General features: G+C 75.3%; 9 protein-coding genes. 4 read left to right on the top strand and 5 right to left on the bottom strand.

Annotated elements, in window-relative coordinates; translation table 11 throughout:
• Window positions 1-118: 118 nt before the first annotated feature.
• Window positions 119-790 (top strand): response regulator transcription factor, encoded by a 672-nt coding sequence (locus ACIPLC_RS32230; protein WP_400476574.1) that lies wholly within the window; start codon window positions 119-121, stop codon window positions 788-790.
• Entirely contained in the window at window positions 787-1,920 is a 1,134-nt protein-coding gene (locus ACIPLC_RS32225; RefSeq protein WP_400476573.1) for a sensor histidine kinase, read from the top strand. Before ACIPLC_RS32230 ends, ACIPLC_RS32225 begins: the two co-directional genes overlap by 4 nt.
• Window positions 1,921-1,973: 53 nt before the next feature.
• Here ACIPLC_RS32225 and ACIPLC_RS32220 read toward each other — a convergent pair whose 3' ends face one another.
• Both ACIPLC_RS32220 and ACIPLC_RS32215 read right to left on the bottom strand, forming a co-directional pair.
• Window positions 1,974-2,687 (bottom strand): hypothetical protein, encoded by a 714-nt coding sequence (locus ACIPLC_RS32220; RefSeq protein WP_400476572.1) that lies wholly within the window; start codon window positions 2,685-2,687, stop codon window positions 1,974-1,976.
• A gap of 148 nt (window positions 2,688-2,835) precedes the next feature.
• The gene (locus ACIPLC_RS32215) at window positions 2,836-3,939 is read right to left on the bottom strand and encodes an NADH:flavin oxidoreductase/NADH oxidase (protein ID WP_400476571.1); all 1,104 of its coding nucleotides are present in this window, start codon (window positions 3,937-3,939) and stop codon (window positions 2,836-2,838) included.
• A gap of 314 nt (window positions 3,940-4,253) precedes the next feature.
• Here ACIPLC_RS32215 and ACIPLC_RS32210 point away from each other — a divergent pair, with 314 nt between their 5' ends.
• The gene (locus ACIPLC_RS32210) at window positions 4,254-5,570 is read left to right on the top strand and encodes a cytochrome P450 (protein WP_400476570.1); all 1,317 of its coding nucleotides are present in this window, start codon (window positions 4,254-4,256) and stop codon (window positions 5,568-5,570) included.
• Window positions 5,571-5,673: 103 nt separating this feature from the next.
• Here ACIPLC_RS32210 and ACIPLC_RS32205 read toward each other — a convergent pair whose 3' ends face one another.
• On the bottom strand, window positions 5,674-5,949 hold the full coding sequence (locus ACIPLC_RS32205; RefSeq protein ID WP_400476569.1) for a hypothetical protein: 276 nt from the start codon (window positions 5,947-5,949) through the stop codon (window positions 5,674-5,676).
• Between the two features lie 231 nt (window positions 5,950-6,180).
• Here ACIPLC_RS32205 and ACIPLC_RS32200 point away from each other — a divergent pair, with 231 nt between their 5' ends.
• Window positions 6,181-9,717, top strand: coding sequence for an AfsR/SARP family transcriptional regulator (locus tag ACIPLC_RS32200; protein WP_400476568.1), 3,537 nt, complete (start codon window positions 6,181-6,183; stop codon window positions 9,715-9,717).
• On the opposite strand, the gene ACIPLC_RS32195 is transcribed toward ACIPLC_RS32200, so the two are convergent.
• Window positions 9,711-10,853, bottom strand: coding sequence for a serine hydrolase domain-containing protein (locus tag ACIPLC_RS32195; RefSeq protein ID WP_400476622.1), 1,143 nt, complete (start codon window positions 10,851-10,853; stop codon window positions 9,711-9,713). The genes ACIPLC_RS32200 and ACIPLC_RS32195 overlap by 7 nt on opposite strands.
• Window positions 10,854-11,296: 443 nt before the next feature.
• A partial coding sequence (locus tag ACIPLC_RS32190; RefSeq protein WP_400476567.1) for a M4 family metallopeptidase occupies window positions 11,297-13,046 on the bottom strand: 1,750 nt, incomplete at its 5' end.

Genomic DNA, 13,046 nt, shown 5'->3' with positions numbered 1-13,046 from the left:
AAGCGGTGTTACCAGGACGTCTGCACTAACCGATACGTTTTCGATAGGCCCCTTCGTGTCCAATGGACACCACGGCACAACGGCACAACGGCACAACAGCGGGACGGGAGAACAGCGCGTGCGGGTCCTGGTGGTGGAGGACGAGATCTACCTCGCCGAGGCGGTCCAGGCAGGCCTGCGCCTGGAGGCGATCGCCTGCGACATCGTCACGGACGGCGACGACGCCCTCGAACGCCTCGCCGTCCACACCTACGACGTCGTCGTCCTGGACCGCGACATCCCCGGCACCCACGGCGACGACGTCTGCCGCACCATCGTCGAGCGCCGCCTGGGCTGCCGCGTCCTCATGCTCACCGCCGCCGCCCGCCTGGGCGAGAAGATCGCCGGCTTCGAACTCGGCGCCGACGACTACCTGACCAAACCCTTCGACCTCGCCGAACTCGTCGTCCGGCTGCGCTCCCTGGCCCGCCGCCCCGCCCAGGCCGCGCCCCCCGTCCTCGAACACGCCGGACTGCGCCTGGACCCCTTCCGCCGCGAGGTCTACCGCGACGGCCGCTACGTCGCCCTCTCCCGCAAGCAGTTCGCCGTCCTGGAGGTCCTGATGACCGCACGCGGCGGCGTCATCAGCGCCGAGAACCTCCTCGAACGCGCCTGGGACGAGAACGCCGACCCGTTCACCAACGCCGTCCGCATCACCATCTCCGGCCTGCGCAAACGACTCGGCGAACCCTGGGTGATCCAGACCGTCCCCGGCGTCGGCTACCGCCTCACCGACGGCACCCCCACGTGAGCGCCCCGCCCCGCACCCGCCCCGGGCCGCGACCGCGCCGCCTGACCGCCCGCATGCGGCTCACCCTCAGCTACACCCTCTTCGCCGTCATCACCGGCACCCTCTGCCTGGCCGTCGTCTACGTCGGCATGCGTTACATCCCCAACTACCCCCTCACCTCCTCCAACCCCCGCGACCGCCTCTCCGCCCCCTCCCGCCAGGAGATCCTGCGCTCCCTGCTCACCATCTCCGGCTACGCCCTGGCCCTGCTCACCGCCGTCGGCACGATCGGCGGCTGGTTCATCGCCGGCCGCGTCCTGCGCCCCCTCCAGGACATCACCGGCGCCGCCCACCGCGCCGCGAGCGGAGCACTCGAACACCGCATCGCCCTCGCCGGCCCCCGCGACGAGTTCACCGACCTGTCCGACGCCTTCGACGAGATGCTCGAACGCCTCCAGCGCTCCTTCGACGCCCAGCAGCGCTTCGCCGCCAACGCCTCCCACGAACTGCGCACCCCCCTGGCCATCACCCGCACCATGCTCCAGGTCGCCGCCGCCGACCCGGCCGGCCAGGACTGGACCACCCTCGTCGCCCGCCTCCAGGACACCAACCAGCGCGGCATCGAGATCAGCGAAGCCCTCCTCCAACTCGCCGACCTCGGCCACACCGCCCCCGAACTCGAACCCCTCGACCTCGCCGACACCACCCGCGACGCCCTCGCCGCCGTCCAGGAGGAGGCCGCCGCCCTGGGCGTCACCGTCACCACCGACTGCCGGCCCGCCCCCGCCACCGGCAACCCGGTCCTGCTGCGCCAGGCCGCCGTCAACCTGCTGCAGAACGCGCTGCGCCACAACCTGCCCACCGGCGGATCCGTCACCGTCACCACCGGGACGGACCCCGCCGGCCCCGGCCGGGTCCGGCTCACCGTCACCAACACAGGCCCCCGCCTGGCCCCCGAGGCCGTCCCCACCCTCACCGAGCCCTTCCTGCGGGGCCGCGGCCGCACCGCCCAGTCCGACCCCGCCCGTCGCGGTCACGGCCTCGGCCTGGCCATCGTCGCGGCCGTCACCGACGCCCACCACGGCGACCTCGCTCTCAGCCCCGCCCCCGGCGGCGGCCTGCACGCCACGCTCAGCCTCCCCGCCCGCTGAGCCCGCCCGCTGAGCCCGCCCGTTGAGTCAGCCCGCTGAGCCGGACCGCCGGCTCACCCCGTCGGCTGCCCCGGCCGGCCCGGCACCCACAGCGGCACCGGGCCGCCGAGCGCCATGTACCGGGCCGCGTCCTCCTCCAGCCACCCGTCCACCCGGCCCGGATCGCCGCCGCACGACTCCACCAGCGCGGCGGCCGCGATCCGGGCACAGGCCAGCATCAGTGCCAGGGTGTCCTGGCGGCGGTGCCGCTCCCGGACGTACGCCTCGCCCCGCTCGTCGATGCGCCGGCCGTGGGACTTCCGCTCGCGCGACTCCCGGCCGTGGGACTCCCGGTCTGCCGCCGAAGCGCCCCCGCTCCCGCCGTCGGCGGTGACCGCCTGGACGCCGTGCCAGACCAGGGCGAGCGCGGCCGGTTCGGCCGGGTGGGCCACCTCCGCCCGGCCCGCCTGCTCGCGCGCCTCCGCCGACCGCCGGCCCAGCCACTCCAGCACCGCCGGCACATCCCTCTCGCGGGCCTGGAGCACCAGCTCCGCCGCCCGGTACGCGAGCGCCCGCAGGACCTCCCCGGCCGGCACCCGCAGCCCCGGCGCCGGCGGCTCGCCGAACGCCAGCCAGGTGTCCGCGAACGACGCCGCCCGCAGCCGCCCCAGCCACGCCGGAGCCCCGGCCGCCCCGCCCACCCACTCCTGCGCTCCCAACCGGACCAGGCCCGCCGCGGCAAGCCGCGCCGCGTCCCCGTCCAGCCCGAGCAGCCGTCCACCCCTCACCGCGCACCCCCGTCAGTGCCCCTCAATCCCGTGACGGGCACATCCCACCACACCAGGACGCGAACGAACTAGACAGGGACCCGACAAAAATCCCGGACGCCGGCCGGTCGGGCCCCGGCCGGTCCCGACCGCTCGCGCCGGGGTGCCGCTACGCGAGGTGGTACTGGACGGGGGTGGAGACCCGGCCGCCGAGTTCGGCGGCGGCGTGGCGCGCCCAGTACGGGTTGCGCAGCAGTTCGCGGCCGAGCAGGACGGCGTCGGCCCTGCCGGCGGCGAGGATGTCCTGGGCCTGGACGGGGTCGGTGATCAGGCCGACGGCCGCCACGGGCATGCCGGCCTCGTTGCGCACCGCCTCGGCGAAGGGCACCTGGTAGTCGGGCCCGGCGTTGATCGTGGCGTCGGGGACGAGGCCTCCGGTGGAGATGTCCATCAGGTCCACGCCGCGGGCCTGGAGTTCCTTGGCGAGGCGGACGGTGTCCTCCGACGTCCACCCGGTGCGGCCGTCCTGCGGGTTCTCCGTGAGCCAGTCGGTCGCGGAGATGCGGAAGAGGAGCGGCAGTTCCTCGGGCCACGCCGAGCGGACGGCCTCGACGACCTCCAAGGCGAAGCGGATCCGGCCCTCGAAGGAGCCGCCGTACGCGTCGGTGCGGTGGTTGCTGTGGGGGGAGAGGAACTCGTGGATCAGGTAGCCGTGGGCGCCGTGGATCTCGACGGCCTGGAAGCCGGCGTCGAGTGCGCGCCGGGCGGCGTCGGCGAACTGCCGGACGATCCCGCGGATCTGCTCCTCGGTGAGTTCGTCGGGCCTGGTCCGGGTGGGGGCGAAGGGGATGGCGCTGGGGGCGACCGGCGTCCATCCGTGGGCCTCGTCCGGGGCGATGGCGCGTCCGCGGTCGACCCAGGTGCGCTCGGTGGACGCCTTGCGGCCGGCGTGGGCGAGCTGGAGGGCCGGCACGGTGCCCTGCGCCTTCAGGAAGGAGGTGATCCGCTGGAAGGCCGCGACCTGGGTGTCGTTCCAGATCCCGAGGTCGTAGGGGGTGATGCGGCCTTCGGGGCTGACGGCCGTGGCCTCCATGATGATCAGCCCCGTGCCGCCGGTGGCGCGTGCCGCGGCGTGGGCGAAGTGCCAGTCCGTCGGTGCGCCGGCCGCCTCGCCGTCCGGGGCGGCGCTGTACTGGCACATCGCCGCCATCCAGACGCGGTTGGGGGCGGTCACCGTCCTCAGGGTGTAGGGGGTGAAGAGGGTGGTGCTCATGGGTGGACTCCTGTCGCGGGGGCCGGGGGCGCGAGAGGCGAGGGGGACACCTTCTCGAATGATTGCAGGTGCACTTTGTCTGACATCACAATAGTTGCATACGCCGACCACTTGCAAGCGCGGGCCATTTCACCCCGGCCCCGGTCCGGCCCCGGTCCGGCCCCGGTCCGGCATCACCCGGCGCCGCCGTCGGCGGTCGGACGCGTTCCCGCGCGATCCTGGTCCCCGCGGCCGGCGGCGCCCCGCCGCCCGCGTCCACCGTCCGTGTCCACCGTCCGGGCGGCGGATCCGACCATGCGTCACCAGGAGGTCCGATGAAGATCCCCGGTCCCGATCCCCGGCCGGACGGCGGGGTCGGCGCCATCGCGCAGGCGGGCGGGCTGCACGCCTACCAGCTGCGGCTGCACGCCGAGTACGGCCCCGTGGTGCGGTTCCAGCTGCCCGGCGCCGAGGCGGCCGTGTCGGTCGCCGACCCGGTGCTGCTGGAGGCCACGGCACACCTGGACCGGCGCCCGGAGCGCCTGTTCTCCTTCCTGGATCCGCTGTTCGAGGCCGGCAACCTCCAGGTGCTCCCGCCGGACGAACACGCCCCGTGGCGCCGCACCCTGCTCTCGGTCCTGGCCGGCCGCCCCTCGCACGAGCGGGCCTTCGCCCGGTTCACCGCGCTCGCGACCGACCTCGCGGACCGCTGGGCCGCGCGGGGCGACGCCGTCGCGCTGCAGCGGGACCTGACCGCCCTGTCCCTGCGGATGATCTGCGCGTACGCCCTGGGCGGCGAGGTCGAGGACCCGGACGTCGTCGTCGCCGCCTTCGAGGAGGTGCTCGCCGACTACCTGGAGCGGCTCTACCAGGTGCCCCCCGCCGTCGACCCGCAGGAGCGCGCCGAGCGGACCGCGCGGGCGCTCGCCCTCCTGCGCGCGACGGTCGACCGGGTGATCGCGGCCCACCGCGACGGCGGCCGTGCCGACCGCAGCGACCTGGTCGGCGCCCTGGTCGAGGCCGGCGAACGCCCCGCCCGGATCCGCGACACCGTCCTCGCGACGATGCTCGCCGCCCACCACACCACCGGCGTGGCCGTCTCCTGGACCCTGCACCTGCTGGGCCGCCACCCCGAGGCGGCCGCGCGCGTCACCGAGGAACTGGACCGCGTGCTCGGCGACCGCGCGGCCCCCGAGTACGCCGACCTGCGGCGGCTGCCGTACCTGGAGACGGTCCTCAAGGAGTCGATGCGCCTCTACCCGCCCGGCCCGTACGGCGCGCGGGAGACCACCGAAGCGCTCACCCTCGGCGCGTACGCGGTCCCGGCCGGGGCGGTGGTCTTCTACCCGTTCTGGGCCATCCACCTGAACCCCGACCACTGGCCCGAGCCCGAACGGTTCCGCCCCGAGCGCTTCACCCCGGAGCAGGCAGCCGGACGCGCGCGGCTGGCCTGGGTCCCCTTCGGGTTCGGCGCGCGCAGCTGCGAGGGCGCCGCCCTGGCCATGGTCGAGTGCGAACTGCTGCTGGCCGTCCTCCTCAAGCGCCTGCGCTTTCGGCCCGTGCCGGGCCACCGGGTGGTCCCGGCCGAACGGTTCGTCCTCTGGGCGGCCGACGACATCCGCATGCTCGTCAGCCCGCGCGGGGCCGGGTGAGCGCCGAGGGCCGACGGCCCCGCCCCGCACGATCGGCCCCGGACGTGCGGCTGCCCCGGGACGGGTGGTCCCGGGGCAGCCGGCACGGGGGAGCGGCGGGGAATCAGCCCGCGGTGCTGACGCCGGTCTCGGTGGCGTAGCCGGCGATGCCGTTGGGGCCGACCGCGACGGCGGCGTCGAGGAACGTGGCGCCGTCAGGACCGAACTGGACGTCGGTGATGTGCAGGGCACTGCCGTTCGGGCCGACGGAGAACGCCCCGTGGTCGTAGTTCAGGGAGGGGATGTTGTTGGGGGTGTCGGCGGAGGCGATGGTCGCCCCGCCGATCACGAGCGGGAGGCAGAGGGCGGAGACGGTCAGGACGCGGCGCGCAGTACGCATGGGGGAAGAGCCCTTCCAGATATGGGTGGTGATGGTCGATCGGACTGCCACGAAGTGGCGTCCTGTCACCATCCACACACATTCGTATGCGGAGCGCTACCGGGGATGGCTCTCCGGGGCTACCGGTTCACCCGGGCCCCCCATCGCCCCCCCCACCGCGGCCCGGGGCGAGCGCGCAGGCTCCGGCCCGCGACTTGACGGTCAAACAGGTGGTGCTGCGATAGTGGGCCGGTGCGTGTCGGCCTGCTCGGACCCCTGGTACTGGACGCCGGAGCGGGCCCGATGCCGATCGGTGGCGCGCGGCTGCGGGCACTGCTGGCCTACCTGGCTCTGGACGCCGGCCGCGCCGTCCGGCCGCAGGCCCTGGCCGAGGCGCTGTGGGCCGAGGCGCCGCCGGCCGACCAGGCGAACGCGCTGCAGTCGCTGGTGTCCCGGTTGCGGGGCGTACTGGGCGGCCCCGCGCTGCTCACCTTCGGACCGGCCGGGTACCGGCTGGCCGTCGAAGCCGGTGCGGTGGACGCCGTCCGCTTCGATCAACTGGCCCGCTCCGGTCGGCACTTGCACGCGCAGGGGCGGCCCGCCGAGGCCGCCGCCGCCTTGCGGGAGGCCCTGGGCCTGTGGCGCGGCCCCGCGCTCGCGGACGTGCGCGGGGCGCCGTTCGCCGATGCCGAGGCCCGCCGGCTGGAGCGGGCGCGGCTGGTCGCCCTGGAGGACCGGATCGAGGCCGACCTCGCGCTGGGCGCCGGACCCGAGCTGATCGCCGAACTCGAATCGCTGACGGCGCGGCACCCGCTGCACGAACGGCTGCACGCCCAGCTGATCCGGGCGCTGGCCGCCGGCGGCCGGGGCGCCGAGGCACTGGCCGCCTACCAGCGGTTGCGCGGCCGGCTGGCCGACACCTTCGGCAGCGACCCCGGCCCGCAGCTGCAGGCGGCCCATCTCGCGGTCCTGCGCGGCGAGCTCCCGCCGCCCGCCGACCACCGGCCGCGACGTGCCCAGCCTCCGCCCGCCGCCCAGCCACCACCACCCCAACAGCCGCCACACCAACGGCCGGAACCCCGCCGGCCGGAACCCCGCCGGCCGAGGCCGTCCGGCAACCTGGACGCGCCGCTGACCAGCTTCGTGGGCCGCGAGGACGACGTCCGCCGGGTGGTCGAGCTGCTGGGCCGAGCCCGCCTGGTCACCCTGGTCGGTCCCGGCGGAGCCGGCAAGACCCGGCTGGCCACCACCGCAGGCCGGCAGCTCACACCGTCCGGCGGGGTGTGGTCCGTCGCCCTGGCCCCGGCCGGCCCGGCGGACGTGCCCCGCGCGGTGCTCGACGCCCTGCGGGCGCGCGAGGCCGACGTGCTCAAGGGCGCCGCGGCCCCGGGCCGCCGGGCCGGTTCCCCCGGCGCCGCCGAGGAGATCCTGGACCGCCTGACCGAGGTGCTGACGGGCGACGACCTGGTGCTGGTACTGGACAACTGCGAGCACGTGATCGAGGCGGCGGCGACGCTGGCCGGGACCCTGCTCGGCCGGTGCCCCGGGCTGCGGGTGCTGGCCACCAGCCGGGAGCCGCTGCGGATCGACGGCGAGAACCTGCACCCGGTGCTCCCCCTGGAACTGCCCGAACCGGGCTCGACGGTCGAACAGGCCCGCGCCTGCGCGGCGGTCCGGCTGTTCCACGACCGGGCCGCCGCCGTGTGCCCCGGCTTCGCCGCGGCGGACGGCTCGCTGGCGGCGGCGGTCGAGATCTGCCGCCGCCTGGACGGCCTGCCACTGGCGATCGAACTGGCCGCGGCACAGGTGCGCACCCTGCCGGTCGAGGTGGTCGCCGCCCGGCTGGACGACCGGTTCCGCCTGCTCACCCGGGGCAGCCGCACCGCCCTGCCCCGGCACCAGACGCTGCGCGCCGTGGTGGCCTGGAGCTGGAGACTGCTGGCCGCCGACGAACGGGCGCTGCTGGAACGGTTGTCGGTGGTGCCCGGCGGCTTCACCGAGGACGCGGCACAGGCGGTCGGCGGGCTCGACACCCGGCGCACCGGCCAGCACCCCGCCGGCCACCACCCCGGCGACCTCGACGCCTGCAACGCCCCCGCCTGCGACGTCCCCGCCCGCGACGTCCGGGAGCTGCTGGCGGCGCTGGCCGACAAGTCGCTGCTGCACCCGCTCGGGGCCGGTGCCACGGGCGAGCCGCGCTACCGGATGCTGGAGACCATCCGGGAGTACGGCCTGGAGCAGCTCACCCGGCACGGGGAGGTCGGCGCCGCCCGCGAACGGCACTGCGGGTTCTTCCTCGCCCTGGCCGAGACCGCGGAACCGCGGCTGCGCACCCGCGACCAGCTGCGCTGGCTGGCCCGGCTGTCGGCCGAGCGGGACAACCTGCTGGCCGCGATCCGCTGGGCGGTGGAGTCCGGGGACGCCGGGACGGCGGTCCGGTTCGGTGCCGCGCTGTGCTGGTTCTGGTCCATGCGGGGCTATCCGCCGGAGTCGCTGGACCTGCTCGAACGGGTGCTGGAGGTCCCCGGGCCGGCCGATCCGGCGGCCCGCGCACTGGTGATCGTGACGTACGAGGTCGGCACCGAGTCCATCAGTCAGCCGGAGGACAGGACGGCCGCCTTCGGCCGGATCGAAGAGGCGATGGCGGGCGTCGACCCCGGTGTCCATCCCCTGCTGGAGCTGGCCCGGCTGGCCGCGGCCGTCGCCGGCCCGCCGCAGCCGCCGCCGCAGGCCCGGGACACCGCGACCGGGCCGCCCCCCGGCACGCCCCACCCCCCGGACCCTCCGGACCCTCCGGACCCTCCGGACCCCCCGGGCTCCCCGGGCTCCCCGGATTCCCTGGATTCCCTGGACGGCGAGCGCAAGGACCCCTCCAGCCGGCCGTTCACCCTGCTGGTGCGGGGCCTGCTGACCCTGCACACCGGGGACGTCACCGAAGCGACGGGCTTCCTCTCCCACGCGCTGACCGGTTTCGAGGCGCTCGGCGAGCGGTGGGGCATGGCGACCGCGCTGAGCACCCTCGGTTCGCTGCGGCGGCGCTCCGGTGACGTGGCCGACGCGCTGGCGATGAACGAGCGGGCCACCCGGTACTTCCAGGAGCTCGGGATGCAGGAGGACACGGTTGAGAACGATGTCCAGGCCGCCCTGATGCGCGCTCAGGCCGGGGACGTGGAGGGCGCGCGGCGGCAGCTGGCGGGCCTGCTCGACCAGGTGGCGCAGGCCGGATGGGCTGAGCCCTGGGCCCTGGTGCGCCTGGGCCTGGCCCAGCTGGAGTGGCGGGCCGGGCAGTTGGAACCGGCCCGCGCACACACCCTGGCCGCCCTGGCCGGGGCTCCCGGCAGCCAGCCGGCGCCCTCGCACCTCACCGCCCTGCTGCTGGGCGTGCTCGCACAGCTGGACGCGGCGGACGGCCTGCCCGACGCGGCGGTGCGCCGGCTCGACCACCCGGCGGTGCACCTGGTGCTGACCTGGAACTCGGCGGTCACCGCCCGGATCGCGGTCGTGGCCGCCGACATCGAGCTGTGCCGCGGCCGGCCGGGGGAGGCGGCGCTCCTGCTCGGCGCCGCCGACCTGCTGCGGGGTTCGGACGACCTCGGTGACACCGACGTGCGCAGGATCGCCGAGCGGGTCACGGCCGCCGTGGGAGCCGCCGGGTTCGCGGCGGCGCACGCCGCGGGTGCGGCGATGCCGCGGACCGAGGCCAAGGACCTGCTGTCCGGGATCATCACCGCACCCGTGGCCGCACCCGCACCCGCGCCCGTGGCCCGGCCGGGCCGCTCCGGTCAGTGAGCCCGGGCCGGAACCTGAACCGGAACCTGAACCGGAACCTGAGCCGAGGCGGCCGGCGCCGGCGCCGGCTTGCCGAACATGGCACAGGTCACCGCACTCTGCAGGGCCTGGCCGGCCGCGGTGAGCTTCGCGTCGGCCCCGAACTCGAACAGGAACTCGGTCGAGATCAGCACGGTGGCCGTACGGCTGCCGGTGCTGTCGGTGAGGTTGGTGCTGAGGTAGCCGGTGATTCCCCCGTCGTGGGCCCAGACGGTGCCGCAGGGGGTGCGGACCGTCCCGATGCCCAGGCCGGAGCCGGGCCCGTCCACCGGGTTCTGTGGGTCCATCGGGACGGTGGTGCGCAGCTGTGCCAGCTGGGCCGCGGGCAGCAGCCGGCCGGACATCAGCGCGTTGTAGAAGCGGGACCAGTCCTGCGCGGTGGACACCACGGCCCCGGCCGCCCCGCCCCAGCCCGGGTCGTTGCCGGAGACGTTCACGCGGCCGTCGCGGTGCACCCCGGCCACGTCCTGGAACGCGGCGGGCACCTCCGCCGGCATGTGGGCGGAGTCCGGCTCGTAGCCGCGGACGTACCGGCCGCGCCAGCTGCCGTCGGTGGCGAGGTAGGTGTGCTTCAGGTTCAGCGGCCGGGCGATCCGGTCCCGGACCAGGTCGGCGAGGCTCGCCCCGGTGACCCGCTCCAGGACGGCGCCGACCGCCGCGTAGTCGGTGTTGCTGTAGGACCACCGGGTGCCCGGCGGGAACAGCGCCGGGCGCTTGAGGCCCACGGCGAGCAACTCGTCGGAGGTCCACCGGTGCGGGTCCTTGCCGAGGATCGACGGCAGGACGGCGGGGTCCTCGGTGTAGTCGGGCAGGCCGCTGGTGTGGTTCAGCAGCATCCGCAGCGTGATCGCCCGGCCGTTCGGCACCTGGCCCGGCAGCCACGTCTCCACCGGGTCGGTCAGCGCGAGCCGCCCCTCGGCGACCAGTTGCAGGACGATCGTGGCCATCATGGTCTTGGTGTTGGAGCCCATCCGGAACTCGTCCCCCACCGAGAGCCGCTGGTCCGCCACGGTCCAGGGGGCCTGCTCGGCGATCTCGACGGGCCGGCCCTGGCCGTCGTCCACCCGCACGATCACCCCCGGCGCCCCGGCATCCACCAACTGCCGCGCCAATGTCTCCAGTTGAGCCCGCTGCGCATCGGCCCCGACCCGGGCCGCAACGGACGCGGAGCCCGCGGCCGCGGGAAGGGGGGCCGGGAACGCCGTACCGGCGGCCAGCCCCACGGCAAGGGCCGACGCCGTCAGCACGACCGGCGCCAGCCGCAGGCGGCGCGACCACACCGCCCGGGACGGCGAAGGGGCGGCGGAAGAAGTGGAAGAAGTGGAAGTAGTTGGCGACATGGATCCGTTCCCTCTGGTTGCCGGGTGACCTGGACGGACCCAGCCTCCGGCCCGCCGCTGGCAAACCGCGCACAGCGCGCTGTCAGACGCCCGCCGTCCACCCCGGCGCCCGCTCCGGACCCGCCGTTCGCTGCGCAACGGCGTTCGCCCCGGCGCCGGCGGGTGCCGGTACCGGGGCGAACGGGTGAGTGGCGTTCGGGTCAGCAGGTCCCGGCCGGGCGGTCGCGGACCACGAGGTCGTTGCGCCCGGCGGTGGCGTCCAGCCAGACCACCCGGGTGCCCTGGTCGGCGGCGGCGTGGAACTGGCTGCCCCGGTTGCAGGAGACCCGCACGGGGGCGCCGCCGGCGAGCGGCAGCTGGTACAGCTTGGGCAGCGTGGCGTTGGACCAGCCGCCGTTCGGCTGGGCACTGCGGTGCATGAAGGTGACGGCCTGGTCGGTGGCGGTGAGCTCCATGTCCGCCGGGGTGTACGGCGAGTCGGCGGGCAGCAGGTCGCGCACGCCGGAGCCGTCCACGGCGCCGGAGCGCAGGGCGGTCGCGCGGGTGTGGTCGGCCGGGGCCGCCAGCCAGAGCAGCCGGTCGCCCGCGAGCAGCGGGGAGGCGAGGTAGGGCGGGTCGGTGCCGTTCGGGGTGCTCACCGGGTACTGGGCGGTGACCTTGCCGGTGGCGGTCGAGAAGACCGTCGGCGCCTGGACGGTGGCCCCGTCCGCCGTCCAGGACTCGATCCAGCCGAGCAGGCCGTCCTTGAACGCGAGGGACGTGAGGTTGTGGCCCTCGGGCAGCGGGAGTTCGACGGACGGGGCGCCGTCGTGGGAGAGCTGGACCCGGGTGCGGCCGGTGTCGTTGTCGCTCACCGTGAAGGCGATGTCCCCGCCGGATATCTGCACGCTGCCGGGCGACTGCTGCTGGGAGGAGTGGAACACGCTGCGGACCGGGCCGCCGGAGAGCGGACGGGTCAGTACCTCGGTCGCCCAGGTGCCGGTGGCGTCGGGCCCGACCGCCAGCCAGACGGCGGACCTGCCGTCGGTGGCGGCCCAGCCGTGGATCCGTCCGTCGTCCGGGCTGAGCCGGGTCGGGGTGCCGGAGGCGGTGGTGGAGCCGGTGTACAGGGCGATCCCGCCCTTGCCGTCCGCCGGGGTGTCGCCCATCACCCAGTGGCCGCCGCCGGTGGCCGGGCCGGTCGGGCCGGTGGCGCCGCGCAGCAGCGGGCGGCTGTCCGTCCCGAGCCGGCTCTGCCAGCCGGCCTTGATCCCGTGCGCGTCGAACGCGGCCGCCACCTTGCGCAGTTCGGCCCCGCTGAGCTTGAGCGCCCGGCCGGCGGCGAGCACCGCGTTGCGCCCGGCCACGAAGTCGTCCAGCGGGGTGAGGTACTCGGCCATCGCCCGGTAGACGAGGCGGTCGGCGGTGAGCGGGTCGAGGGTGCGCCGGATGTCCCACAGCGCGCCGCTGAAGATGGTGGAGTTGAGGTGCGCGCCGCCGTTGTCCAGGTCGAGTCCGGCGCCGAGGTAGTCGTCCACGGTGGTGCGGTGGTCGTCCAGGCGGCGGTTCGCGCAGTCCTCGGGGGTGCCGGTGCGGCACAGGCTCTCGCCCATCAGCGGGGCCCTCGGGTCGTCCATGGCTATGCCGCGGGCGGTGACCTCGATGGCGTTGCCGAAGTAGTCGGCGAGCCCCTCGTTCATCGCGCCGGACTGGCCGTCGCTGACCAGGTTGGCGGTGTGCGAGATGACGCCGTGGGTCATCTCGTGCCCGGCCACGTCCAGTGCCGCGGAGAACGGCAGGAACCTGGCGTTGCCGTTGCCGTAGAGCATCTTCTGCCCGTCCCAGGCGGCGTTCGGGAAGGGCTTGCCGCGGTTGCTCAGGTTCACCACGGAGACGATCGGGCCGCCCTTGCCGTCCAGGCCGTCGCGGCCGAGCCGGTCGTGGTAGAAGCCGTACACGGCGGCGGCGTTG

The sequence above is a fragment of the Kitasatospora sp. NPDC086801 genome (genome assembly GCF_044745805.1).
Taxonomy (GTDB): Bacteria; Actinomycetota; Actinomycetes; order Streptomycetales; family Streptomycetaceae; genus Kitasatospora.
This window is presented reverse-complemented; position numbering and strand designations above follow the sequence as displayed.